This is a genomic window from Nisaea sp. (genome assembly GCF_017640745.1).
Classification (GTDB): domain Bacteria; phylum Pseudomonadota; class Alphaproteobacteria; order Thalassobaculales; family Thalassobaculaceae; genus Nisaea.
Map to the genome: position 1 here is coordinate 194,894 of NZ_JAEPQA010000003.1, position 24,371 is coordinate 219,264.

The following is a 24,371-nucleotide window of genomic DNA, read 5'->3' on the forward strand; positions in this document are numbered from 1 at the left end:
TATCTCTTGTGCGGTGCAACAACAACCCTGGACTTGGGAGAACTAATCAATGGGGAAGCTCACAAAATGGAAAGGCGCCCTCGCGGCCGCGGCCCTTGGGGTTGCCGCAATGGCCGGCACGGGCGCGGCACAGGCACAGGACACCATCAAGGTTGGCGTTCTGCATTCGCTCTCCGGAACCATGGCGATCAGCGAGACCACGCTGAAAGACGTCATGCTGATGCTGATCGAGGATCAGAACAAAAAGGGCGGCGTGCTCGGCAAGAAGCTTGAGCCGGTCGTCGTCGACCCTGCCTCCGACTGGCCGCTCTTCGCCGAAAAGGCGCGCGAGCTGATTTCGAAAGAAGGCGTCGCGGTCACGTTTGGCTGCTGGACCTCGGTCTCCCGAAAGTCGGTGCTGCCGGTCTTCGAGGAACTGAACGGGATGCTGTTCTATCCGGTGCAGTATGAGGGCGAAGAGTCTTCACGGAACGTATTCTATACCGGCGCGGCGCCGAACCAGCAGGCGATCCCGGCGGTCGATTACCTGCTCGGCGCCGAAGGCGGCGAAGCCAAGCGCATCGTCCTGCTCGGCACTGACTACGTCTATCCGCGCACGACCAACAAGATCCTGCGCTCCTACCTGAACGCAAAAGGCATCGCCGATGCCGACATCATGGAAAACTACACGCCGTTCGGTCACTCCGACTGGCAGACCATCGTCGCCCAGGTGAAGGAATTTGCCAGCCAGGGCAAGAAGACGGCGGTCGTCTCCACCATCAACGGCGATGCCAACGTGCCGTTCTACAAGGAACTGGCCAACCAGGGCATCAAGGCCGAGGACATCCCGGTCGTCGCCTTCTCCGTCGGTGAGGAAGAGCTCGCCGGTCTCGATACCGGCCCGCTGGTCGGTCATCTGGCTGCGTGGAACTACTTCATGTCCGTCGACACGCCGGAGAACGCCGAGTTCATCAAGACCTGGCACGCTTTCATCAAGGACGAGAAGCGCGTGACCAACGACCCGATGGAAGCCCACTATATCGGCTTCAAGATGTGGGTGCAGGCGGTCGAGCAGGCCGGCACCACCGACGTCGATGCGGTTCGCCAGGCGATGTACGGCCAGAAGGTGAAGAACCTGACCGGCGGCACCGCGGTGATGAACACGAACCATCACCTTTCCAAGCCGGTGCTGATCGGCGAAATTCTGGAGGACGGCCAGTTCGAGATCGTCTCGGCCACCGACGACGTGGTGGTTGGTGATGCCTGGTCCGACTTTATCCCGGAAAGCGCCAAGCTGACCGCCGACTGGACCTATCCGTGGGTCTGCGGCAACTGCGAGAAGCCGCGCTTCGCCGCGCAATAATCTCTGCTCCGGAGCGCGGCTGAAGTCGGCCGCGCTCCGGCACTCCTCCAACGCGCGCGCAGCTTTTTGGGAAGGGTATCGTCATGCCCGCATGCCGCAGGTCTGGCCGTTTCCGTTTCGGCTTCCTGATGGTCCTCTTCACAGCGATGGCGCTGCTGGCGCCGATCGCCGTGCAGGCGGCCGAAGACTTGGAGAGCCTCGTCGCCGAACTCGGCGCGGCACCGCTCCCGAAGAAGGATGAGGTGGTCCAGCGCATGATCGCGACCGGTGCGCCGGAAGTGGTCACCATTCTTGAGGCCCTGGTCGAGCGCGATCTCTATACCCGCAAGAGCGACGAAAAGGTCGTCATCGGACGCAAGGCGAGCGGCGGCCTGATGCTGCTCGATCCGGTAACAGGAGAGGAACTCGGGGTCGTCGGCTCTCGCGATGTATCGCGGGTGACGACGAACAATTCCCTCAGGTCCTCGGTCAAAGCCTCGATGGGGGCGCTGACCTTGATGAGCCCGGATCCGCAGCGGAGGCTCGAAGCGGCCGATGGACTGCTCAAATCGAGCGACCAGACGATGCTGCCCCTGCTGGAGCAGGCGCTTGCGAAGGAACAGGATGCCGCCGTGCTCAACGCGCTGCAGTTGGCCGAGGCGTCGATCAAGCTGCAATCGGAAAGCGCCGAGGTGCGGCTTTCAGGGGTCCAGGCGCTCTCCGACCGGACGGATCCGGAGAGCCGAGTCATGCTGTCCCGGCTGTTGCTGAAGGACGGCGATGTCTGGCGGGAGCCGGACGAGAATGTACGTGGAGCCGCAGAGGAAACCCTGGCGTCGATGGAAAGCCGGCTGCGCATGTGGCGCACGGTGGAGCACCTCTACCAGGGCATCAGCCTCGGCTCGGTCCTGCTGCTTGCTGCCATGGGGCTCGCCATTACCTTCGGTGTGATGGGGGTCATCAACATGGCGCATGGCGAGATGGTCATGCTTGGCGCCTACACCACCTTCGTGATTCAGGAAGGCTTCCGCTCCGCCGCGCCCGAACTGTTCGGCTGGTCGCTTGCGGTCGCGCTTCCGGCGGCGTTCCTGGTCTCCGCGCTCGTCGGGGTCGCCATGGAGCGCGGCTGCATCCGTTTTCTCTATGGCCGGCCTCTGGAAACGCTGCTGGCGACCTGGGGGATCAGCCTGATCCTGCAGCAGACCGTGCGCTCGATCTTCGGCCCGACCAACCGCGAGGTCGGCTCGCCCGAATGGATGCAGGGCGCGATGGAATCCGTTGCCGGCATCACCCTGACCTACAACCGCCTCTACATCATCCTCTTCTCCTTCTGCGTGCTCTGCGCGGTGCTGCTGGTGCTCAAGAAGACCGCCTTCGGCCTGCAGATGCGCGCCGTGACGCAGAACCGCGAGATGGCGCGGGCGATGGGCATTCCGACCGGCCGGGTCGACGCGATGACCTTCGGCCTTGGCTCCGGCATCGCCGGGATCGCTGGCGTTGCGCTCAGCCAGATCGACAATGTCAGCCCCAACCTCGGGCAGGCCTATATCGTCGACAGCTTCATGGTCGTGGTGTTCGGCGGGGTCGGCAATCTCTGGGGTGCCTTTGCCGGCGCGATGTCGCTCGGCGTGGTGAACAAACTGCTGGAGCCCTGGGCCGGCGCGGTGCTCGGCAAGATCCTGGTGCTGGTCGCCATCATCCTCTTTATCCAGAAACGCCCGCGGGGCCTCTTCGCCCTGCGCGGCCGCGCAGTGGAGAGCTGATCAGATGTCCCTGCTGCAACGTCTCACCGCGCCGCAACCGCAGGCGCCCGGAAAGGGGCGCTTGGCGAGCGTCATTCTGCTTACCATCCTTGCTGCGATCGCGATCCTGGTCCCGCTGCTGAACCTGACGCAGGCCCCCGGATCGGCCCTGCACGTGCCGACCTATCTCGTCAGCCTGCTCGGCAAGTATCTCTGCTTCGCCATGCTGGCGCTCTCGATCGATCTGATCTGGGGCTTCTGCGGCATTCTCAGCCTGGGCCACGGCGCCTTCTTCGCCCTCGGCGGATACGCCATGGGGATGTACCTGATGCGGCAGATCGGTGACCGCGGCGTCTATGGCAATGCCGAGCTGCCGGACTTCATGGTGTTCCTGAACTGGAAAGAGCTGCCCTGGTACTGGTACGGCTTCGATCTCTTCCCGTTCGCCATGGTGATGGCGCTCTTCGTTCCGGGGCTTCTGGCCTTTGTCTTCGGCTGGCTCGCCTTCCGCTCCCGGGTCAGCGGGGTCTATCTCTCGATCATCACCCAGGCAATGACCTACGCCCTGATGCTCGCCTTCTTCCGCAACGACATGGGGTTTGGCGGCAATAACGGGCTGACCGACTTCAAGGATCTGCTCGGCTTCGACCTGCAGGCGGACACCACGCGGGCGGCGCTTCTGGCAGCGACCTGCATCGCGCTTGGCGGTTGTTATCTGCTGTGCCGCGCCATCGTTGCCTCCAAGCTCGGCCGTCTCATCGCGGCGATCCGGGACGATGAGCCGCGGGTCCGCTTCCTCGGTTACCGGGTGGAGAATTTCAAGCTCTTCGTCTTCGTGCTCTCTGCGATGATCGCGGGGCTCGCGGGCGCGCTCTACGTGCCGCAGGTCGGCATCATCAATCCGGGCGAGTTCGCGCCTGCAAACTCCATCGAAGCGGTGATCTGGGTCGCCATCGGCGGCCGCGGGACGCTCTACGGCGCCATCGCGGGCGGCGTGCTGGTCAATTACGCCAAGACCGTGCTCACCGGCCTGATCCCCGAGATCTGGCTTTTCGCCCTCGGCGCCATGTTCATCGCCGTCACCCTGTTCTTCCCGAAAGGCCTCGTCGGCAGCCTTCCCGGAGCGATCGACTGGCTGAAGGCGAAGGCGGGCGCCCGAAGCGCCGCGACACCGACACGGCCGCTTGCGAAGGAGGCGGGAGAATGACGGTCACCGGCAAGGCCTCCTACGCAGAATCCCAGCTCTATGTCGACGGCGTCACCGTCAGCTTCGACGGTTTCAAGGCGCTGAACAATCTGAGCTTCACGGTTGATCCGGGCGAGATGCGCGCGATCATCGGACCGAACGGCGCCGGCAAGACGACGATGATGGATGTCATCACCGGCAAGACAAAGCCGGACGAGGGGCGGGTGATCTTCAAGGGCGACATCGACCTCGGCAAGCGGGACGAGGCGGCGGTCGTCGCCCTCGGCATAGGCCGCAAGTTCCAGCGCCCGAGCGTGTTCGAGAATCACACCGTGTTCGACAATCTTGAGCTTGCCATCAAGTCGGACCGGCGGCCTTTCGCCTGTCTCTTCGACCGGCTCGACGGGGAGCGCCGGGACAAGATCGACGCGACACTGGAGCGTATCGGTCTGACCGAACAGAAGGGCCGGCTCGCGGGCCAGCTTTCGCATGGCCAGAAGCAGTGGCTCGAGATCGGCATGCTGCTGGTACAGGACCCGGAACTGCTGTTCCTCGACGAGCCGGTGGCGGGCATGACCGATCAGGAAACCGAAGGCACGGTGGAGTTGCTGCGCGACCTCCAGGGCGAGCGCTCGATCGTCGTGGTCGAGCACGACATGGCCTTTGTCCATGCGCTCGGCGTCAAGGTGACCGTCCTGCATGAAGGATCGGTCCTCGCCGAGGGGGCGATGGATCAGGTGCAGAACGATCCGCGTGTGATCGAAGTCTATCTGGGGCGCTGAGATGCTGAAGGTATCGGGACTGCACCTGCATTACGGCGCGAGCCACGCATTGCGCGGCATCGATCTGGTGGCCGAGCGCGGCAAGATCACCTGTGTGCTCGGCCGCAACGGCGTCGGCAAGACCAGCCTGATGCGCGCCGTCACCGGGCTCGAAAATCCGAGCGCGGGGAGCATCACCTGGGACGATATCGACCTGCTCTCCCTGCCGGTTCACAAGCGCGCGGCGGCAGGTGTCGCTTTCGTTCCGCAGGGGCGGGAGATCTTTCCGTTGCTGACGGTCGAGGAGAATCTGAAGACCGGCTACGCCGCGCTCAAGCGTTCAGAACGCTCGATTCCGGACGAGATCTTCGAGCTCTTCCCCGTGCTCAAGCAGATGATGAAGCGGCGCGGCGGCGATCTCTCGGGCGGCCAGCAGCAGCAGCTCGCCATCGCCCGTGCACTGGTTCTGCGGCCAAGCCTGCTGGTGCTGGACGAGCCGACGGAAGGGATCCAGCCCTCGATCATCAAGGATATCGAGCGCATCATCGCGCTGCTCGCCTCGCGCGGCGACATGGCGGTCATTCTGGTCGAGCAGTATTTCGAATTCGCCCAGCATCTCGCCGACGAAATCGCGGTGATGGACCGCGGAGAGATCGTTCTGGCCGGCGCCAAGTCCGCATTGTCCGAGGCGGACGTGCGCGGGCATTTGACCGTTTAGATACTTAGGCAGTCTGAACTTCGCCGGATGCGCCGCTACCGTTCTTCGGCAGGCGAACGGTTACGGTCGTTCCGGTCCCGACTTCGCTCTCGATCGTGAATCCTCCGTCGAGAAGCACCGCGAGGGAACGGACGATCGACAGGCCGAGACCGGTACCCTCCTTGGCGACATGGGGGTGGATCGCCGAATGCGAAAAGGGTTCCGCGATGGTCGGCAGCCGGTCGCTTGGAATGCCGATGCCGTTATCCGCGACGCGGAATACGATGTCTTTTCCGATCTCGTCGACGGTGACGCGAATCTCCCCTCCGCTCGGGGTGAATTTCACTGCGTTGGAGAGCAGGTTAAGCAAGATCTGCCGCACGGATCTCTCGTCCGAAACCATCGTGCCGACCTGTGCGTTCTGCTCGACGATGAGTGAGATGCTCTTGGCGCCGGCCTGACTTTCGATCTGCGAAAGGCTGTGTGAGAGCAAACCGTCGATCTCGACTTCCTCGAGAGTCAGAACGCGTTTGCCGGCCTCGATCGCGGAGATGTCGAGAATATCGTTCACGAGCGCCAGCATGTGCTGGCCGCTATCGTTGATGGCGGTGGAGTATTCCGTGACGCGGTCGACGCCGGCTTTCAGAAGCTCCGGCATCGAGAGCAGGGAACTGAAGCCGATGATCGCGTTCAGTGGCGTGCGGAACTCGTGGCTCATGGTCGCCAGGAATTCGGACTTGGCGCGGCTCGCCTGTTCTGCCCGCTGCAGGGCTTCGTTGCGGGCCTCGGCGATCAGCCGCTCGTTGGTGACGTCGGCGCCTGTGCCGCGATAGCCGATAAATGTGCCGTCTTCGTCGTAGAAGGGGCGCCCGTTGATGCTGACCGTCTTCACCTCGCCCGGCTGGATTGCCATGTCGTATCGGAAGTCCCTGAACTGACGGCGCTGGCGCTGGATTTCCCCGAGCTTGTGCCATTTTGGCGTATTGACGGGCTCGGCCGTGGTCTGAGCAATTGTCCGTCCATAGACCTCGCCTGTCTTCTTATTCAGGGTCTTTGTGAAGCTTGGCGAGATATAGGTGATGCCGCCGTCACGGTCCGATTCCCAGAACCAGTCGGACGAGATTTCGGCGAAGTCCTGGAGCCGTTTCTGGCTGCGGTAAAGCTCATTCGCCGTCAGGTCCCGGACTTCCGAGTTCCGCTTGATGTCGCGCATCAGTCGGACGCCGTTTTCGGCGATCTCGCGGAACTCGCGGAACCGGAACATTTCCGGATCCGGCAAGGGGCTGTTCTTCGGGTCGCTGACGTCGAGGCGGCGAAACGCTTCGGCGAGGCGCAGCATCGGACGGCTGACATAGAGATGCGTGATGAACAGCAGCGTTCCGGCGAGAAGGGCGGTGCCGAATAGCACGCTGATCAGAACCATTCCGAGCTGGCTGGCCCAGATCTGTGTCGCTTGCGCGGATGATGCCGTTACCTTCAGGTAACCCTTGGCCTCACCGCCGCTCGAAGGCGTCGAGAGTTCGAGAAGAATTGTATGCTGCGCGGACGGAATCTCGAACGGTAGCCAGCTTCCGAAAGCTTCGACCTGTCCGCACTCCTTCCAGGCCAGGACGGTGCCTGTTTCGTCGCTCACTTCGACCGAAGCAATCGATTTGAATTCGAGCAGTCCGGTTGCGACTTCCTCCGCGAGAGACCTGTCTCGGTTTGCGGCGGCGCGTGCGGCAATATCCTCGAAAGCTTTCGCGACCTGCTCGGAATGTTCGAAGAGTGTCGTGCGGAGTTTCTTGTACTCGAGCGTCACTTCGAGTGTGCCGACGATCAGCCCAAGGACCACCGCAGAGAAAATCACAAGCCTCGCGAGATGGACGCTGACGCTCTGAGGCTGCTCGGAACTCGCTTCCATGCGCCTTATGCTTCCGGCAGGCGTGGGGCCGGAAATACCGAACGGCGTGTTGTCCCGTCGCGCTCTGTCACGGTGCCCCCGTCCAAGATGGAATAGCCTTCTTTTTGATTATGGTCCGATGTCCGGGACAGAGCATGCTCCTTTGCCGCAACTCTTTGAAAGGACACGGCGGTTACCGTGCGGGAACAATTGTAAACAATACGTTTCTGGCTTTGGCCGGAATTTCGGCCATGGGCTCTTTCGGCGACATTTTGACCAATGCGGAGGCGAGATTGTCAAACCGAATCAGGGCAATCCAGGTTTTGCAGGAACCTCATGCGACGACGCTATAGCCGCCGTCTATGTAGTGGATGCCGCCGGTCACGTTGGCCGCTTCGCGGCTGGCGAGAAAGGTCGCGAAAGCGCCGACATCGTCAATCGTCGCGAGGCGATGGGTTGGTGCGCGTTCCGCGGCTGCATTCATCAACTCGTCGAAGTAATCGATGCCGGACGCAGCGCGGGTCCTGAGAGGGCCCGGGGAAAGGGCATGCACAGAGATGCCTTTCGGGCCGAGCTCCGCGGCAGCATAACGCGTCGCCGATTCCAGTGCCGCCTTGACCGGGCCCATGATGTTGTAGTGATCGACGACACGGTCCGCGCCGTAAAAGGACACCGTCATGCAGGTCCCGCCATCCTTCATCAGCGGTTCGGAACGCCGGATCAGACGCAGGAAGGAATGCACCGAGACATCCATTGCGGTCGCAAAACCGTCTTCCGAGCAATCGATGACCCGGCCGTGCAGATCGTCCTTCGGGCAGAAGGCGATGGAATGCAGCAACGTGTCGAGCTGGCCCCAGCGGTTGCCGATTTCCTCGAAGAGCCGGTCCATCTGGTCGTCGTCGCGCACGTCCAGCGGCAAGAAGATCTCTGCCTCGAGCCGTTCGGCAAGCGGGCGGACGTGAGGCGCGGCTTTCTCGTTGAGATAGGTGACGGCGAGCGCCGCTCCGCGCTCCTTCAGCGCTTTCGCGCATCCCCAGGCAATGGACTGGTCATTCGCAATGCCAATGATCAGCGCGGTCGTACCTTCCAGAGAGAACATCGCCGGACCTCGAATGCTGCATATGCGAAATTATGATGCGGCGCACAAATATGTAAAGTGACGTTCTTTGTAACAAAGGTCGTGAGGTCTCTCCGTCAGGGCAGGTGGGGTGCCTAACTATTAAGCATCTTGCGGCAAGTTGCCCTTGGCTTGGGCGATAAGCGTGGCCGAATTGCGCGGCGGTTGCAGGTTTTTTGCGGGTACGCTTTGATTTCCCCTGTGGTGCCGGTTTGGCACGGAGCTTGCCGTTAAGAGCAAAAATGGAGGCGCTGCGTTTGCAGCAGGTGCGGGGACATCATGGCCGTAGCGGATAGGGAAAGGCGTTCGTGAATATCGCCGTTCCAGTTGCGTCCGCAGAGGGTTTGCGAACGACGACCCGTGGGGCCGCGCGTCTTTCCGTCGCGTGTGCCGAGGGACGGTCCGCGGTCGCGGAACTCTATTTCGCCCAGCCGCTGCGCATCCTGACCCCGAAGCCGGGCGTCGGCGAGGCGCTGACGGCGGTGATCGCCAATCTCTCCGGCGGGATCGTCGGCGGAGACAGCTATGAAACCGCGATCGACGTTGGAGCCGGCGCGCGTCTTTCCGTGGCTGCGCAGGCTGCCGAGAAGGTCTATCGCTCGACCGGGGCCGAGGCGGAAAATCGTCTGACATTCAGGCTTGGCGACGGGGCGGTACTCGAATGGTTGCCCCAGGGTACGATCCTTTTCGATCGCGCGATCTTCCGCCAGTCCGTGCAATTCGAACTGGCTGGCAGTGCGACGCTTCTGGCGGGCGCGATCTCGGTTCTCGGACGGACGGCGATGGGCGAGACGGTTTCGACCGGACGCTACCGCGAACATTGGGATATGAGACGTGACGGCAAGCTGATCTGGGCCGACCGTTTCGATCTCCGTGATGCGGCCGCAGCCGCCGGACCGGCCTCGGCGATGCGCGGCGTGTCCTCGTTCGCGACGGCGCTGTTCGCCCGGGCGGATGCGGCCGGAGATCTGGAATGGGCGCGAGAGACCTTGGCGGAATGCGGCCCGGGCGTCCGCGCGGGCGTGACTGCCATCGATGATCATCTGCTGGCGATGCGCTGGCTCGGCGGCGATGCCATGCGGCTGCGGGAGGCGGTCGGGGGATTCTGGAGCAGGGCCCGGGCGCGCTGGCTCGGCCGGCCGGAGCGGTTGCCGGTTATATGGCGAATTTGAACGGGCTTTCGGAGGGGAGGCTGAGGTGAATCTGACACCGAGGGAAAAGGACAAGCTGATGGTCTCGCTCGCGGCCATGGTCGCGCGCGGCCGGCTGGAGCGGGGCGTTAAGCTCAATTATCCGGAGGCGATCGCGCTGATCACGGACTATGTGGTCGAGGGCGCGCGCGACGGCCGTTCCGTCGCCGATCTGATGGCGGCCGGCGCGACTGTGGTGAAGCGGTCCGACGTGATGGACGGGATCGCGGAGATGATCCACGAGGTCCAGGTCGAGGCCACCTTTCCGGACGGGACCAAGCTGGTCACCGTCCACGACCCGATCCGCTAGGAGGGCACCATGATCCCAGGGGAAATCATCGCTGCCGAGGGCGAGATCGTTCTGAACGAGGGCGCCGACGCCATCACCATCGAGGTCGCGAATTCCGGCGACCGGCCGGTGCAGGTCGGCTCGCACTATCATTTCGCGGAGACCAATCCGGGCCTGTCCTTCGACCGGGCGGCGGCGCGCGGCCGGCGGCTCGACATCCCGTCAGGTACCGCGGTTCGCTTCGAGCCGGGACAGACACGGACGGTCGACCTCGTTCCGTTCCAGGGCGAACGCAAAGTCTACGGCTTCAATCAGGCGGTCATGGGGCCGCTGGACGCCACGCAAGAGTCCGGGGAGGGCGCCTGACATGCCATACAGGATTTCGCGGCAGGATTATGCGGGCATGTTCGGCCCGACCGTGGGCGACAAGGTGCGGCTCGCCGATACCGACCTGATCATCGAGGTCGAGGAGGACCGGACCTTCTACGGCGAGGAAGTGAAGTTCGGCGGCGGCAAGGTGATCCGCGACGGCATGGGCCAGTCACAGGTCTCGCGCGCCGACGGCGCCGTCGACACGGTGATCACCAACGCGCTGATCCTCGATCACTGGGGCGTGGTGAAAGCCGATATCGGTATCAAGGATGGTCGCATCTTCGCCATCGGAAAGGCCGGCAATCCGGACGTGCAGAGCGGCGTGAACATCATCGTCGGACCGGGCACGGAGGCCATCGCGGGCGAGGGCAAGATCGTCACGGCCGGCGGCATCGACGTGCATATCCATTTCATCTGTCCGCAGCAGATCGACGAGGCGCTGAATTCGGGCGTTACCACGATGATGGGCGGCGGCACCGGGCCGGCAACCGGCACTAACGCGACGACCTGCACGCCCGGCCCCTGGCACATGGAGCGGATGCTGCAGGCGGCCGAGGCCTTCCCGATGAATCTCGGCTTCTTCGGCAAGGGCAATGCGAGCCAGCCGGAGGGACTGCGGGAGCAGATCCGTGCCGGGGCTTGCGGTCTGAAGCTGCATGAGGATTGGGGCACCACGCCGGCGGCGATCGACACCTGCCTCTCGGTCGCTGACGAGATGGACGTCCAGGTGCTGATCCATACCGACACGCTGAACGAGTCCGGCTTCGTCGAGAACACGGTGAACGCCTTCAAGGGCCGCACCATCCACGCGTTCCACACCGAGGGCGCGGGCGGCGGCCATGCGCCGGACATCATCAAGGTCTGCGGCCTCGACAACGTCATCCCGTCCTCGACCAACCCGACGCGGCCCTTCACGGTGAACACGATCGACGAGCATCTCGACATGCTCATGGTCTGCCATCACCTCTCCAAGAGCATTCCGGAGGACGTTGCCTTCGCGGAAAGCCGGATCCGGCGGGAGACCATCGCGGCGGAAGACATCCTGCACGACCGCGGCGCTTTCTCGATCATCGCTTCCGACAGCCAGGCCATGGGCCGGGTCGGCGAGGTGCTGATCCGCACCTGGCAGACCGCCCACAAGATGAAGACCCAGTTCGGCCGGCTACCGCAGGAAAAGGGGAATAACGACAATTTCCGCGCCCGGCGCTATATCGCCAAATACACCATCAACCCGGCCATCGCGCAGGGCATCGACGCCCATGTCGGTTCCATCGAGGTCGGCAAGCTCGCCGATCTGGTGATCTGGTCGCCCGCCTTCTTCGGGGTGAAGCCGGACATGGTGCTGAAATGCGGCACCATCGCCGCCTCGATCATGGGCGATCCGAACGCCTCGATCCCGACGCCACAGCCGCAGCACTATCGGCCGATGTTCGGAAGCTACGGGCGCTCCCTGCACAAGAGCTCGGTCACCTTCGTCAGCGATGCCGCGATCGAGGACAGCGTGGCGGCGCGGTTCGGATTGCAGAAGGAGGTTCTGCCGGTGCGCAACACGCGGGCGGGGATCACCAAGAAGTCGATGATCCTGAACGACGCGACGCCGGATATCGAGGTCGATCCCGAAACCTACGAGGTCAGGGCCGACGGCGAGCTGCTGACCTGCGAGCCGGCCACCGAGCTACCGATGGCGCAGCGCTATTTCATGTATTGAGGGACGCGTGGCAGAGACCAGGACAGTGACACCGGACCTTGGACGAGCCGTCGCGCAGGCAACCGCGGGACATTGGGACCGGACGAAACAGATCGGACAGGTGACGCTTGCCTTTGACGACCGTCACCGCCGGCGCATCCGTCTCGAGACGGACGAGGGGGCTTCCGTGCTCCTCGACCTGCCGCGCGCCGTTGCGTTGTCGGACGGGGACGGTCTGGAGCTGGAGGACGGCAGTGGCTGGGTACGGGTCGCCGCCGCGCCGGAGCCGGTGATGAGAGTGCAGGCGGCCTCGCCGCATCATCTGCTGCGTCTCGCCTGGCATATCGGCAACCGGCACCTGCCGGCGCAAATTTCGGAGACGGAGATCCTGCTTCGCCCGGATCATGTCATCGCCGATATGTTGCGGGGATTGGGCGCGACCGTGACGGAGTGCGAGCAGCCGTTTCAGCCCGAAGGCGGCGCCTACGGTCATGGGGCCGGGCACGGCCATGCGGACGGACACGATCACGGGCACGAACATGGTCACAGCCATTCCCACAGTCATCACCATGACTGACGGCGGGGATACTCTGGACCTGCTGCGCCTGCAATCCTGGCTGTCCCCATCCTTTCCGATCGGTGCCTACAGTTACAGCCATGGTGTCGAGGGGGCGATCGAGAGCGGTCTGGTCCTGGACGCGGAGACGCTGACGGACTGGATCGGAGGCCTGCTTGGTTTCGGCACGGGACGTAATGACGCGATCCTGCTTTCGGAAGCCAGTCGTCTGGCATTGGAAGATGATGCGGAGGGGCTGGCGCAGCTTTCGGAGTTCTCGCTGGCGCTGATCCCGACCTCGGAACTCCGTCTGGAGGCGACAGCGCAAGGCGCAGCCTTCCTGAAGACGGTGTCTGCAGCCTGGCCGGAGATCCGGCGGGTCGACTTGCCGCCATCGCCATCGCTGCCGATCGCTTATGGAACGGTGATCGCTGCCGCGGGCATCTCCCCGGATCTCGCCGGCCCGCTTTTCCTGCAGGCTTTTGTGCACAATCTCGTCTCGGCGGCGGTGCGTGCGGTTCCGCTCGGGCAGACCGACGGTCAGCGGGCCGTCGCGGCGCTGGAGCAGGTGGTGGACAGCGTCTGGCGGGAAAGTAGCGGGAGCGGCATCGACGATATCGGGAGCGCCGCGCTGATGGCGGAATGGAGTTCACTGCAGCACGAGGCCATGGACGGCCGGCTGTTCAGATCGTGAAGGAGGAAAAGATGGCAACGGGACCGCTTCGGGTCGGGATCGGCGGGCCGGTGGGTTCGGGCAAGACCGCGCTCTGCGAGATGCTGTGCCGGGAGATGAGCAAGACCACGGACATGTTCGTCATCACAAACGATATCTACACCAAGGAGGATCAGAAGATCCTCACGAGGACCGGCGCCATCGCGGCCGAGCGCATCATGGGCGTGGAGACCGGCGGCTGCCCGCACACGGCGATCCGCGAGGATGCCTCGATCAATCTCGCCGCCATCGACACGATGGTCGGCGCCTTTCCGACGGCCGAACTCGCCCTGATCGAATCCGGCGGGGACAATCTCGCGGCGACCTTCAGCCCCGAGCTGGCGGACCTGACGATCTATGTGATCGACGTCGCCGCGGGCGAGAAGATTCCGCGCAAGGGAGGTCCGGGGATCACACGCTCCGACCTGCTGGTGATCAACAAGACCGATCTCGCGCCGCTGGTCGGGGCCAACCTTGATGTCATGGCCGAGGACACGAAGCGGCAGCGCGGGGAGCGTCCGTTCGTCTTCACACAGCTTAAGAACGGCCAGGGGGTTGCCGAGATTGCGGCCTTCATTCGCGAGAAGGGCGGGCTTGAGACCGGCTTCGTTCGCGCTCGGTGCGGCGACGGCGCGTGACCGGTAATCACCCAAGAATTGCTTCGGCAACGGCCGTTCCGCTTTGAAATGCGTCTTCGGCGGAAGCGCCGAGGCACCAGTCGCCGCAGGCGAACAATGTTCCACCTGCATCGCTGACGAACGGCTTCCCGAGCGCCCGCTCCGTCAGGGCATAGCGCCAACGATGCGCCGCCTCATAGAGCGGTTGCGGCGGCGCCTGTCCGACGGCCGATGCGAAGACATCGCGGAGTTCGGCGAGCGCGGCCTCCCATGAGAGGTCCAGCCGGTCCCGGCTCCACTCCGCATTGGCGTGCAAAATCCATCTTTCGTCGCTGCGCTTCCGCCCGGGCTTGGCGCTATCGCGCGCGAGCCAATCGATACGGCGGTCTCCAACCTCTGGAAGATCATCCAATCCCTCCAGCCGGCCTTCAAAGCTCGCGAGATAGGCCCAGCAAGGCGACATTCTGGCCTCATCAAGCTCTGTGAATGGACCTCTCAGATCGCCAAGCAGATCGAAAGCCTGGGGGGCCGGTACTGCGAACACGACATGCTGGAAACCGATCTGAAGGGCGCCGTCCTCGCTCTCGAGTTGCCAGCCTCTGTCGCTTCGCGCAATACCCGTGACGCGAGACTGCAGCCGGATTTCGATCCCGGCTGCCAGCGGTTTCACCAGACCGTTCATCGACGGCAGGCCGACGTAACAGGCTGCTTTGGCTTCGCCGCGAACCGCCCAAGGGGCGGCGGATCCTTTGGCCGTCGAGCGAACCAAGAATTCCTGGAACTGCGACGTCCGGGGCTTGATGAAGCGTGCCCCATGATCGATCGGGCCGTACTCCGTCCGGCGGCTGGCAAGGCGTCCGCCGAGCCCGCGGCTCTTCTCCAGCAGGATAACGCTATGGCCGGCGTCGGTGAGACGGCGTGCGCAAGCCAGCCCGGCCATGCCGGCGCCGACGATTGCAATCTTCGGCTCAGCCTTCATTTGGCGCACGGAGACATTTGATCACGGCGCCACGGACCGGGAGGAAGATCCGGTAGAGGCCTTCCAGCAGGAAAGTAACGGGAGGAAGCAAGGCGACCCGGCCGACCAGTCGAAACGCGGGAAGAGCTGCCCAAAGATGACCGAAGGCCGCCGCCCCGGACACCAGTGACCCGTCGGATTTGCGAAGATGAAATCGTGCCATTGCCGTAGATCGGCCAAGGTCGTCGGCAACCCTGTCATCCGTCTGCGCGCTGACATCCTGCCAGTTGATTTGGTCGGCGCCGCGTACGCTCCTGTAAAAAGCGATTTCCCGGCTGCAAAGAGGGCAAGAGCCATCGTAGTACACCGTCTCGCGGTTTCCGGATGGCGGGCAGCGGTCTGAATACATTTTTCCTCTCGTGCAAATCACACTCAGGATACGTCCCGCGTGTGTGCCTGGATTGAAATGGCAACGGGTTCTTCACTGGCCGCCCGGCATCCATATCCGCTCCCGTGCAGAACCTGCATTCTCTTCCAAGCCAGAGTGCGTTCTGCGGCAATGCCCTATCTCTGCCTTAGAGAGCCTTAGAAATGGCTTAATTTGCGGTATTTTACTCGCCGGCCCGGCCAGAACCCTGACGATTCGGGACGTGGTTGCAAGGCAGTGCCTGTTGAATGGAGTGAAAGATTGGGACGTTTCGCATTGGCGCTCGCCGCCGCAATTGTCGTGCTCGGGGTCTGTGGCGCGTTTCATCGGACAGCGCCGATCATCAAACCGATAGACGATTGGGAATGGAGCTATCAGGGACGGCCGGTTCAAAAGGTCGAGTTCGTCGCTCTTGCCGATCTGGCGCCTCTCAAATCGGAACTCAATTATACCGAGGAGACCTGGAGTTCAGGACAGCAGGACGTTCCGCGGCTGGTGCTGCAGCAGGTTCCCGTGCGGTTTGCCGAAGTCACGGTGCACGAAGTGCCGGTCGAGCATAAGAAGAGGCTCTTCTTTCAGATGGTGCTGCCGCTTGTCCTCATCGCAAACGAGGAAATGGAATTCGAGCGGGAGGCCTTCCTGGGGCTGAAGGCGCGGATCGGCGATGCGCGGATACCAGGCGCCGGGGACCTGATGGAGTTGCGCAGGTTCGCCGCCAAATACGATGTCCCCATGGACGGAGATGTGGTGCCGGTGCAGCAGGTGCTCCAGACGCTGGAGCGGCGTATCGACATCGTGCCGCCCTCGCTCGCTCTCGCCCAGGCGGCGATAGAAAGCGCCTGGGGTACCTCGCGTTTTGCCCTGGAGGGCAACGCCCTGTTCGGACAATGGACCTTTGGTCCGAAGGGCATGGTCCCGGAGGAACAGCGGGTGGAGAAGGGAGATTACAGGGTCGCCGCATTCCGTACGCCGCTGCATTCCGTCCGAAGCTACCTACGGAACCTCAATACGCATCCGGCCTACCGCGAGTTCAGAAAGCATCGCGCCTCTGCCCGGTCGGAAGGCAAGCCGCTTTCAGGCAAGGCGCTCTCCGCGACCCTGACCCGTTACTCGGAACGAGGCGCCGCTTACGTGAAGGAAATCCGGCACCTTATCGCGGTGAACGGGTTGTCGGCTCTTGACCGCAGCAAGCTGGCGGACGGGACTGTGTACGAGCTGGTTCCGGTCTGGCGGGCGGCCGGCTGATCGCCACTATCTGCGACGGTTGGGGAAAGAGTCAGAGATTGTCGAGATGATGTCTGGACAGCAGTTCGGTGAGCATCTCTCCGGCGGCGCAGCGATGTGCGTAATGGACCGCTCTTGCGCCCTCCGGATCCCTGTTGAGCAGGCAATCGAGCAATGCCCGGTGATCCTCCGTTGATTTCTGCGGCGTCGGACGCATGGTGAGCGTCGCCATGCGCGCCCGGTGAACCTGGGTCCGGTAGCGCGCCGTTGCCTCGATCAGTCGTGCGTTCCCCGACGCTTCCACGAGCAGGGCGTGGAAGGCATCGTCCGCCTCCGCCCAGCTCACGAGATCGTTCTCCTCGAGGGCGGTTTCCATCCGTTCCGTCGCTTCGGTCATGGCCGCCATGGTCGCCTCGTCCAGGCCTTTCTCGGCGGCGAGTTGGGCGGCCAGAGGCTCCAATGCGCTCAGAAGCTGGTAGATCTCGTTCATGTCCTCGGCGGAAACCGGCAACACCTGGATCCCCCTGCGCGGGCGGACCTTGACGAGACCCTCGCGCTCCAGGCGGAGCGCGGCCTCGCGCACGGGCGTGCGGCTCACCCCGATCCAGTCCGCGAGTTCCGTCTCGAGATATGAGGCGGATGGCTTCAGCCGTCCGTCGAGGATCATTTCCTTCATCGCGCGGTACGCCTTGGCGCCCGCGCTTGGATGGTTGTCTTCGGTCATTGTCCGTATCGGAAGGCTGGCAAGAAATTGGGCGTCACGCGGCAACTCCTCGCAGAACGGCCTCGGACATCTCGGAGGTACCGGCATCGCCGCCGAGATCGCGGGTCAGCACCGTCGCGTCCGTCAGTGTCGCCGCCACGGCCTTTTCGATCATCTGAGCGCCTTCCGCAAGCGCGCCGTCCTCGTGCTCGTCCGAAAGCCAGTCCAGCATCATGGCGGCGGACAGGAACATGGCGAGCGGATTGGCCACGCCCTTGCCGGCGATATCGGGTGCGCTGCCGTGACAGGGCTGGAACACCGCGTTGCTGTCGCCGATATCGGCCGACGGCGCGAGGCCGAGCGTTCCCATGATGCCGGCGCCGAGATCGGAGAGAATGTCGCCGAACATGTTCTCGGTGACGACGACGTCGAACTCCCACGGTTTCTGGACCATCCACATGGCGAAGGCATCGACATAGGCGCTGTCGGCGGCGATCTCCGGGAAGGCTTTCGCCCGTTCCTCGAAGATCGAGCGGAAGAACCAGAAGGCGCGGAACACGTTTGCTTTATCGACGCAGGTCACGCGTCCCGGGGTGCCGCGTTTCGCCGACCGGCGCCGGGCGAGGCGGAAGGCGAAGTCGAACAGCTTCTCGCTCGTCTGCCGGGTTATGCGGAGTGTCTCGGTCGCGTACTGGCCGTCGACGACCTGACCTTCGTCCTTGTGGGCGAAGAGACCTTCCGTGGATTCGCGGATCAGCACGAAATCGGTTTCGAACACCCGAGGATCGCCGAGCGGCGTGCGTTGTCCTGGATAGAGCTTGACCGGACGGACCCCGGCATACAGTCCGAGCGCGAAGCGCAGGTCTATCTGCGGAGAGATTTCCGTCCCGTCCGCCTTGCGGATGTCCGGCAGGCCCATCGCCGAGAGCAGGATCGCGTCCGCGGCGCGGGCCGCCGCCATGGAGGCCTCGGGCAGGGACTCTCCCGTCCGGGCAAAATGCTGGGCTCCGGCGGGCAGGGAATCGAATTCGAACTTGCGTCCGATCCGTTTCGACACATCTTCAAGCAACACGCGCGTCGGCGCCATGATTTCCGGGCCGATCCCGTCCCCGTCGAAGAGGGCGATACGGTAGACGCGGTTGCTCATCATCTGATCCTCGTTTCCGGTGTCGGAAATAATGTATGCATTAATGTGTACGTTATTTTTGACCGATTAGTCGAGGATGAACAACAGCCGATGCCGCAGCACAGCGTTGTTGCTTTCGGCATCAATCACTCATGCCTTGCCGGTGGTTGCATCGGATGCGGAGGCGTGTTCCCATTTTAACCAGATGGTCTTTCGAAGGGGGCGCGGTCGTGAAGGCGCTTTTCGGCAATGGGTGAGGTGCGCAAGACGCGCTGGCGAGAAGCCGGCGGGTCCTCGCGGCTCAGTGCCGGCGGGGTCGAGCTTGAATCTTTCACGATCGGGCCGCGGCCGGACCGTGCGCCGACGCTGATTCTGCTGCATGAAGGGCTTGGCTGCGTCGCGCTCTGGCGGGATTTCCCCCGGCGTCTCGCCGAAGCCACGGGATGTGGCGTGCTTGCCTTTTCCCGCGCCGGATACGGAGCCTCCGACCCCTGTCCGCTGCCGCGCCCGCTCGACTACATGACCCGCGAGGCGGTCTCGGTCCTCCCCGGGGTTCTGGACGAGATCGGTTTCTGCGAGGGCGTGCTGATCGGCCATAGCGACGGAGCCTCCATCGCCGCGATCCATTGCGGCGAGGTCCGCGATCCGCGGGTGCGCGGACTGGTGCTTATGGCGCCGCATTTCTTTACCGAGGAGATGGGGCTGGTGGCGATCGCGGAGGCGCGGACGGCCTATGCCGAGGGTGACCTGCGCGACCGCCTGGCGAAATATCACGGGAATGTGGACGCGGCCTTCCGGGGCTGGAACGATGCCTGGCTCGATCCCGGCTTCAAGGCCTGGGACATCCGGAGCTGCCTCGACCCGATACGCGTCCCGGTTCTCTGCCTGCAGGGCGAGGGGGACCAGTATGGGACCGAGGCACAGGTCAGGGTGGTTGCCGAGCGCGTTTCGGCAAAGGTCGATATCCGGATGATTTCCGAGTGTCGTCATGCACCGCACCTGGAGGCACCGGACATCACACTGGACGAAGTCACGGAATTCATCGCCGGCCTGCGGGCTGGCGGCGCGCTAACGGCCGGAGCGACAGATGTTCGACGGATTCAAGACTGAGACGGTAGCAGTTGCGGAAACCGAGATTTTCGTTCGGACTGCCGGCGTGGGCGATCCTGTGCTGCTGATTCACGGCTTCCCTCAGACGGGAGCGTGTTGGCACAGGATCGCGCCGACGCTTGCCGAGCGATTCCGTGTCGTGGTTCCGGACCTTCGCGGTTACGGAGCCAGCGGGAAACCGGCGCCGTCTCATGATCATGCCGCCCACAGCAAGCGGGCGATGGCAAAGGATCTCGTGCAGCTGATGACCGCTCTCGGTCATGGGACATTCGCCGTTGTCGGGCACGATCGCGGCGCGCGGGTCGGCTTCCGGCTGAGCATGGATCATCCGGACCGGGTGACCCGGTTCTGTTCGCTCGACGTCATCCCGACTCTTGATATGTGGGAGAAAATGGATCTCGCCGGCGCGGTCGGCGGATTCCACTGGTCATTCCTTGCACAGCCGTCGCCGGTTCCGGAGACTATGATCGGGGCCGATCCGGATTTCTTCTACGGCTATCTGATGCGGAAATGGGCGGCGCCGGAGTTCCTCTTTGACGCGCATGCGATGCAACTCTATCTCGAGGCAATGCGCGACCCCGCGGTGATCGAGGCGACCTGCGAGGACTACCGCGCCGGCGCGTCGATCGATGTCGCCCATGACAGGGATGACCGCGAGGCGGGCCGCAGGCTCTCCTGTCCGTTGCTCTTCCTCTATGGCGGTGTTCGAGGGTTTGGCGGTCCGGGCGGGGCGAGGGATCCTCTCGATACCTGGCGGAACTGGTGCGACGGAGAGGTGACCGGCGGGCCGGCGCCCTGCGGCCACTTTCTTCCCGAAGAGGCTCCGGGCACCGTTCTCGAACAGCTTCTTCCATTCTTGTTGGCCGCCGACTGAGGATGCCCTATAAGTCGTATCAGGGTATTATTGGGGTGAATACTTTGGTGCTTCCAAAAGAAATCGGTGCCGGCCATGAATTCGTAACTCGGATTGCAGGATGACGGCGACTGCGGGAAAACTTCCGGGGCAGGTCTCGGGCTTTCTCGAAGAACCGCAGAGTCTGCAGTTGTTCGATTATTGGTGCAGCAAGAGATCGGGGCGGATCGCGCCGAGCCGGCAGGATATCGATCCGAGCGAGATCTTTCAGCTGTTGCCGCTGGTCTATCTGGTCGATTTCGAGAAACCCGATATTTTCCGCTACAGGCTTGCCGGGACGGACATTGCCGAGACCTTCGGACACGGCAACCTCAAGGGACTGACGTTGAGGGATATCCTGTCGGAACAGGGACGCCAGTTCGTCACCGCGCGGTGGCTGCCGGTTGTTATGGAAGGCCGCGTCGTCTGCATGAAAGGGCAGGTCTATAACTCTGCGAACCGCTTCGCGTTCGGAGAGCGTATTCTGCTGCCGCTCGCGGAGACACCGAAAGGCCCCATGACCGGTCTGCTCGGCATGACCGTCTCCAAATGGGTCGACCGGATCGGCCCGATGGAACGCCGGAACTCCGATATGAAGACGTTCCTCGCCACCGAGATTCCCTGACATTTCGGTCGCTCTCAGATTTTCCCGTTCTCGCATTCCGGGGCACGAGGACGGCATGCTGAAAAAATGGGTTTAATTTGTTCGTTCGGTTTAAGAGAGTGCGCGTCAGTTAGCCAAACTGAAAAGCAGCTCGATGACTGTTACGCGTCAAAACAGCCAGGATTCCGCCAAGTCGCCGCAGGAGGTGTCCGATTTCCTGACTTCCGACTCGATTTTGAGGCTTTTCGGGTATTGGTGTGCGAAGCGGAATGGGCGTTCGATGCCGGCGCGTCGTGATATCGATCCGCTCGAGATCCCGTGGGCATTGTCGAAGATCTTTCTGATAGATTTCGAGCCGCCCGAAACGTTCCGCTACCGCCTTGCCGGCGAGGAAATAAGCGACGTGTTCGGGAAGAACCTCAAGGGATGTACGCTCCAGGACATCCTCTCGCCCGAGGGCTGCGAGCGGGTTACGGAGCGCTGGATGAACCTGGTCGAGACGAGATCGATCATCGCGATGAAAGGTCTCGTATATCTTCCGGCGGACAGGATCCCGTTGGGCGAGCGCATTTTGCTGCCGCTGGCAGAAATACCGGGCGGACCGGTTACCGGACTGGTTGGCATGACGGAATGCGAATGGATCAGCGGCCCGATGACCGAAGAGTACAAACTGGCGGACATCGAACTTTATCCGGTTGCCGGCCTCCCCTGAGGGCGGTCAGCGCGGAGTTGGCATTTTCCACGTCGCTGTCGCCATCGCGGCGAGTTTGCCGTCGTCGTCGAACATCCGGGATTCCATGAAGCTGAGAGAGCGCCCGCGCCGGAGGATCCGTCCCTCGCAGCAGGCCGTGCCGGAGGTGAGGGGGCGCATGTACTGCACCTTCATCTCCAGTGTCGTCCCCGGGGTTCCCGTGGCGTGCTTCAGCAGATGCCCCATCGAGATGTCCATAACGGTGGCGATCGCTCCGCCATGGAGGCTGCCCTGGGGATTGAAGAGGAATTCCTCCACCGGAAACTTGATGCGGCAGAGCTCCTCTTCGTACTCGAACCCGAGATCCAGCAGGCGGGCGAGAAAGAAGGTCTCGAATTCCTGGCGATAGGTCGCGAGCGCTTTTTCGAAGCGCTCGCGTGCGCGTTCTTCGTTCATCCTGATCTGTCCGCTTCGGTCTGAATGTGGCTCAGGAGCCGGTGAAGTTCGGCTTGCGCTTTTCCATGAAGGCGCGGCGGCCTTCGATATAGTCCTGGCTGGCGAAGCACTCGGCGACCAGCCGGGCGCACATGTCGAGGTCCCGGTCGCTGTCGTCCTTCATCACCTCGTTGACGATCGCCTTGACCGCATTGACGGTGAGCGGCGCGTTGCCGGCGATCATTTCCGCGTAGTCCGTGCAGTACTTCTCGACCTCGGCATCGGGCACCACCCGGTTGGCCAGCCCCATATCGTAGGCTTCCGAGGCGCTGAAACGGCGCGCCGTATAGAAGATCTCCTTGGCGAAGCTCGGCCCGACGACGCCTGTCAGACGGCGCAGGCCCTCATAGGGATAACCGAGGCCGAGCTTGGCGGCGGGAACAGCGAACTGGGAGCCTTCGCCGCAGATCCGCATGTCGCAGCAGACCGCGAGCGCGACGCCCCCGCCCACGCAGAACCCGTCGATCTGGGCGATCACAGGCTTCGGGAAGTTGGCGACCTTGTCGTAGACCCGCTTGGTCGTCGCGTTGTAATGGGCAACCGCTTCGGCGCTGGCGCGCTCGGATTCGAACTTGGAGATGTCCGCGCCCGAAACGAAGGCTTTTCCGCCGGCGCCGGACAGGATGAGCACGCGGACGCCGTCATCGTCCTTGTAGGCGTCGAGCGCCTTCTCCACCGCTTCCCACATTTCCAGCGAGACGGCGTTGCGCTTTTCCGGCTGGTTGAACACGATGCGGGCGATATTCCCATCCTGGCTCGTCAGGATCTTGTCGGTCATTGCGGAGTTCTCCGAGGCGTTTCCAAATCTGATTGCGGCAGACAATATGGTGAAAAGGCGAGGCCGATAATCGCCAATTTCACCTTGCGGTGTTCGGCGCGGGGAAAGCATCGGAGCGGAACCGGGGAGGCGGAGAGCGATGACACGCGAAGAAGCGATCGATTGCCACATCCATATTATAGGCGACGAGCGCACCTATCGACTCGATCCGAAGCGGCGTTACACGCCGGCGCCGGCGTCGGCGGAGGAGTACTGGACCGCGCTGGCGGACACGGCGGTCTCGCGCACCGTCATCGTGCAGCCGAGTTTCTACGGCACGGACAATACCTGCCTGGTCGATGCGCTGCAGACGATGGGAGATCGCGCGCGGGGCGTCGCTGTGCTCGATCCGGAACAGATAGCCGACCGGACGCTCCAGGATCTGCACGCCGCCGGTGTGCGCGGACTGCGGCTCAACATGTTGTCGGTTCGCAGCGGCGTGCGTCCGCTCGAACAGTCTCTGAGAGAGGTCGATTCGGCGCTTGCCGGAAGCGGTTGGCACATCCAGGTCTTCTGCAGCCCATCCAGCTACGCCTTTCTTGCGGAGCAGCAACGGAAGCTCGCCTGCACGCTCGTGCTCGATCATTTCGGCTTTCTCGCTCCCGGTGCAGCGCCGGGCGAACGGGCCGGACTGTTGCGTCTGATCGGGGGCGGCGCCTGGATCAAGCTGTCGGGCGTCGACCGCCTGACGCAGGGCGGCGATGCGGACTGGTTCCGCGATCTTGCGAATGAGATTGCGGACATCGGTGCGGACCGGATCGTCTGGGGGAGCGACTGGCCTCACACCCCGTTGCATACGGATGAGACCGTGGATGCCTGGGCGCTCTCTCCGCCGCGTGACCCGGGTACGGCCGGTCTGTTCAGGGCTGCGGAATCATGGTTCGAAGACGAGGCCGTCCGGCGTCGTTTCTTCCTTCAGAATCCGGCTGGACTCTACGACTTTCCGATCTGATGGAGAGAGCCGTCATTGGCTTTCGATGTTGATTCTATCGGAATCGGCGCCGAAGACCTCCTCAAACCGCTGTTAAGCATAGTGATCGTGCGGTTTTTTTGGCCTTTCACAGCTACAGCGAATAAGTGTGCACCCCATCCAGAATTTAACCGGTATCTCCGTAATGCTTTGATTTTGTGAGATTATTATTTTTATGCGAGTGCTTGACTAAAAACAGCGGAGAAACTCGCGAGAAATCTCATA

The 24,371-nt window shown here is 63.0% G+C and carries 26 protein-coding genes; 18 read left to right on the forward strand and 8 right to left on the reverse strand.

What is annotated here, in order from left to right; all coding sequences use genetic code 11:
- The first annotated feature begins 109 nt into the window (after positions 1-109).
- The 5 genes from urtA to urtE all read left to right on the forward strand — a co-directional run bounded on the left by urtA (position 110) and on the right by urtE (position 5,728).
- Positions 110-1,342, forward strand: a complete 1,233-nt coding sequence (gene urtA / locus JJ959_RS04040; RefSeq protein ID WP_292880030.1) for an urea ABC transporter substrate-binding protein — start codon at positions 110-112, stop codon at positions 1,340-1,342.
- A gap of 83 nt (positions 1,343-1,425) precedes the next feature.
- Entirely contained in the window at positions 1,426-3,084 is a 1,659-nt protein-coding gene (gene urtB / locus JJ959_RS04045) for an urea ABC transporter permease subunit UrtB (RefSeq protein ID WP_292879987.1), read from the forward strand.
- A gap of 4 nt (positions 3,085-3,088) precedes the next feature.
- The gene (gene urtC / locus JJ959_RS04050) at positions 3,089-4,270 is read left to right on the forward strand and encodes an urea ABC transporter permease subunit UrtC (RefSeq protein WP_292879988.1); all 1,182 of its coding nucleotides are present in this window, start codon (positions 3,089-3,091) and stop codon (positions 4,268-4,270) included.
- Positions 4,267-5,031: an urea ABC transporter ATP-binding protein UrtD gene (urtD, locus tag JJ959_RS04055; protein ID WP_292879989.1), complete on the forward strand. Its 765-nt coding sequence runs from the start codon at positions 4,267-4,269 to the stop codon at positions 5,029-5,031. The genes urtC and urtD overlap by 4 nt, the downstream gene beginning before the upstream one ends.
- A 1-nt stretch (position 5,032) precedes the next feature.
- The gene (gene urtE / locus JJ959_RS04060) at positions 5,033-5,728 is read left to right on the forward strand and encodes an urea ABC transporter ATP-binding subunit UrtE (RefSeq protein WP_292879990.1); all 696 of its coding nucleotides are present in this window, start codon (positions 5,033-5,035) and stop codon (positions 5,726-5,728) included.
- 4 nt (positions 5,729-5,732) lie between these two features.
- On the opposite strand, the gene JJ959_RS04065 is transcribed toward urtE, so the two are convergent.
- Together JJ959_RS04065 and fabI are read right to left on the reverse strand one after the other, a co-directional pair.
- Positions 5,733-7,610 carry a PAS domain-containing sensor histidine kinase gene (locus tag JJ959_RS04065; protein ID WP_292879991.1) on the reverse strand — a complete coding sequence of 626 codons (1,878 nt, stop codon included), beginning with the start codon at positions 7,608-7,610 and terminating at the stop codon, positions 5,733-5,735.
- Between the two features lie 313 nt (positions 7,611-7,923).
- A complete protein-coding gene (gene fabI / locus JJ959_RS04070; protein ID WP_292879992.1) occupies positions 7,924-8,688 on the reverse strand; it encodes an enoyl-ACP reductase FabI in 765 nt (254 codons plus the stop codon).
- A gap of 326 nt (positions 8,689-9,014) precedes the next feature.
- Here fabI and JJ959_RS04075 point away from each other — a divergent pair, with 326 nt between their 5' ends.
- Genes JJ959_RS04075 through ureG form a run of 7 tightly spaced genes read left to right on the forward strand, consistent with a single transcriptional unit; the run spans position 9,015 to position 14,150 of the window.
- The gene (locus JJ959_RS04075; RefSeq protein ID WP_292879993.1) at positions 9,015-9,878 is read left to right on the forward strand and encodes an urease accessory protein UreD; all 864 of its coding nucleotides are present in this window, start codon (positions 9,015-9,017) and stop codon (positions 9,876-9,878) included.
- A 25-nt stretch (positions 9,879-9,903) separates the two neighbouring features.
- Positions 9,904-10,206 carry an urease subunit gamma gene (locus tag JJ959_RS04080; RefSeq protein WP_193179624.1) on the forward strand — a complete coding sequence of 101 codons (303 nt, stop codon included), beginning with the start codon at positions 9,904-9,906 and terminating at the stop codon, positions 10,204-10,206.
- Between the two features lie 9 nt (positions 10,207-10,215).
- Entirely contained in the window at positions 10,216-10,551 is a 336-nt protein-coding gene (locus JJ959_RS04085) for an urease subunit beta (protein ID WP_292879994.1), read from the forward strand.
- Position 10,552: 1 nt separating this feature from the next.
- Positions 10,553-12,265, forward strand: coding sequence for an urease subunit alpha (gene ureC, locus JJ959_RS04090; protein ID WP_292879995.1), 1,713 nt, complete (start codon positions 10,553-10,555; stop codon positions 12,263-12,265).
- A gap of 7 nt (positions 12,266-12,272) precedes the next feature.
- Positions 12,273-12,821, forward strand: a complete 549-nt coding sequence (gene ureE / locus JJ959_RS04095; protein ID WP_292879996.1) for an urease accessory protein UreE — start codon at positions 12,273-12,275, stop codon at positions 12,819-12,821.
- Complete coding sequence (locus JJ959_RS04100; protein WP_292879997.1) at positions 12,784-13,494, forward strand: urease accessory UreF family protein; 711 nt, start codon at positions 12,784-12,786, stop codon at positions 13,492-13,494. Before ureE ends, JJ959_RS04100 begins: the two co-directional genes overlap by 38 nt.
- 11 nt (positions 13,495-13,505) lie before the next feature.
- Positions 13,506-14,150: an urease accessory protein UreG gene (gene ureG / locus JJ959_RS04105; RefSeq protein ID WP_292879998.1), complete on the forward strand. Its 645-nt coding sequence runs from the start codon at positions 13,506-13,508 to the stop codon at positions 14,148-14,150.
- A gap of 7 nt (positions 14,151-14,157) precedes the next feature.
- Here the strand turns inward: ureG and JJ959_RS04110 are convergent, their stop codons facing one another.
- Together JJ959_RS04110 and JJ959_RS04115 are read right to left on the reverse strand one after the other, a co-directional pair.
- On the reverse strand, positions 14,158-15,108 hold the full coding sequence (locus JJ959_RS04110; protein WP_292879999.1) for an FAD-dependent oxidoreductase: 951 nt from the start codon (positions 15,106-15,108) through the stop codon (positions 14,158-14,160).
- A complete protein-coding gene (locus JJ959_RS04115; RefSeq protein ID WP_292880000.1) occupies positions 15,098-15,496 on the reverse strand; it encodes a thiol-disulfide oxidoreductase DCC family protein in 399 nt (132 codons plus the stop codon). Before JJ959_RS04115 ends, JJ959_RS04110 begins: the two co-directional genes overlap by 11 nt.
- Before the next feature lie 279 nt (positions 15,497-15,775).
- Here JJ959_RS04115 and JJ959_RS04120 point away from each other — a divergent pair, with 279 nt between their 5' ends.
- Positions 15,776-16,759, forward strand: a complete 984-nt coding sequence (locus JJ959_RS04120; RefSeq protein WP_292880001.1) for a glucosaminidase domain-containing protein — start codon at positions 15,776-15,778, stop codon at positions 16,757-16,759.
- A gap of 31 nt (positions 16,760-16,790) precedes the next feature.
- On the opposite strand, the gene JJ959_RS04125 is transcribed toward JJ959_RS04120, so the two are convergent.
- Both JJ959_RS04125 and JJ959_RS04130 read right to left on the reverse strand, forming a co-directional pair.
- Entirely contained in the window at positions 16,791-17,462 is a 672-nt protein-coding gene (locus JJ959_RS04125; RefSeq protein ID WP_292880002.1) for a GntR family transcriptional regulator, read from the reverse strand.
- A 34-nt stretch (positions 17,463-17,496) separates the two neighbouring features.
- A complete protein-coding gene (locus JJ959_RS04130; RefSeq protein ID WP_292880003.1) occupies positions 17,497-18,588 on the reverse strand; it encodes an isocitrate/isopropylmalate dehydrogenase family protein in 1,092 nt (363 codons plus the stop codon).
- 228 nt (positions 18,589-18,816) lie between these two features.
- Here JJ959_RS04130 and JJ959_RS04135 point away from each other — a divergent pair, with 228 nt between their 5' ends.
- The 4 genes from JJ959_RS04135 (at position 18,817) to JJ959_RS04150 (ending at position 21,885) form a co-directional block, all read left to right on the forward strand.
- On the forward strand, positions 18,817-19,677 hold the full coding sequence (locus JJ959_RS04135) for an alpha/beta hydrolase (protein WP_292880004.1): 861 nt from the start codon (positions 18,817-18,819) through the stop codon (positions 19,675-19,677).
- Positions 19,655-20,551 (forward strand): alpha/beta hydrolase, encoded by an 897-nt coding sequence (locus JJ959_RS04140; protein WP_292880005.1) that lies wholly within the window; start codon positions 19,655-19,657, stop codon positions 20,549-20,551. The genes JJ959_RS04135 and JJ959_RS04140 overlap by 23 nt, the downstream gene beginning before the upstream one ends.
- 100 nt (positions 20,552-20,651) lie before the next feature.
- The gene (locus JJ959_RS04145) at positions 20,652-21,194 is read left to right on the forward strand and encodes a PAS domain-containing protein (RefSeq protein ID WP_292880006.1); all 543 of its coding nucleotides are present in this window, start codon (positions 20,652-20,654) and stop codon (positions 21,192-21,194) included.
- Between the two features lie 133 nt (positions 21,195-21,327).
- A complete protein-coding gene (locus JJ959_RS04150; RefSeq protein ID WP_292880007.1) occupies positions 21,328-21,885 on the forward strand; it encodes a PAS domain-containing protein in 558 nt (185 codons plus the stop codon).
- A 6-nt stretch (positions 21,886-21,891) separates the two neighbouring features.
- Here JJ959_RS04150 and JJ959_RS04155 read toward each other — a convergent pair whose 3' ends face one another.
- A complete protein-coding gene (locus tag JJ959_RS04155) occupies positions 21,892-22,320 on the reverse strand; it encodes a PaaI family thioesterase (RefSeq protein ID WP_292880008.1) in 429 nt (142 codons plus the stop codon).
- A 31-nt stretch (positions 22,321-22,351) separates the two neighbouring features.
- Positions 22,352-23,308 (reverse strand): enoyl-CoA hydratase, encoded by a 957-nt coding sequence (locus JJ959_RS04160; protein WP_366816908.1) that lies wholly within the window; start codon positions 23,306-23,308, stop codon positions 22,352-22,354.
- On the opposite strand from JJ959_RS04160, the gene JJ959_RS04165 reads away from it, so the two are divergent.
- Complete coding sequence (locus tag JJ959_RS04165) at positions 23,277-24,128, forward strand: amidohydrolase family protein (protein WP_292880010.1); 852 nt, start codon at positions 23,277-23,279, stop codon at positions 24,126-24,128. The genes JJ959_RS04160 and JJ959_RS04165 overlap by 32 nt on opposite strands.
- The last annotated feature ends 243 nt before the right edge of the window (positions 24,129-24,371 follow it).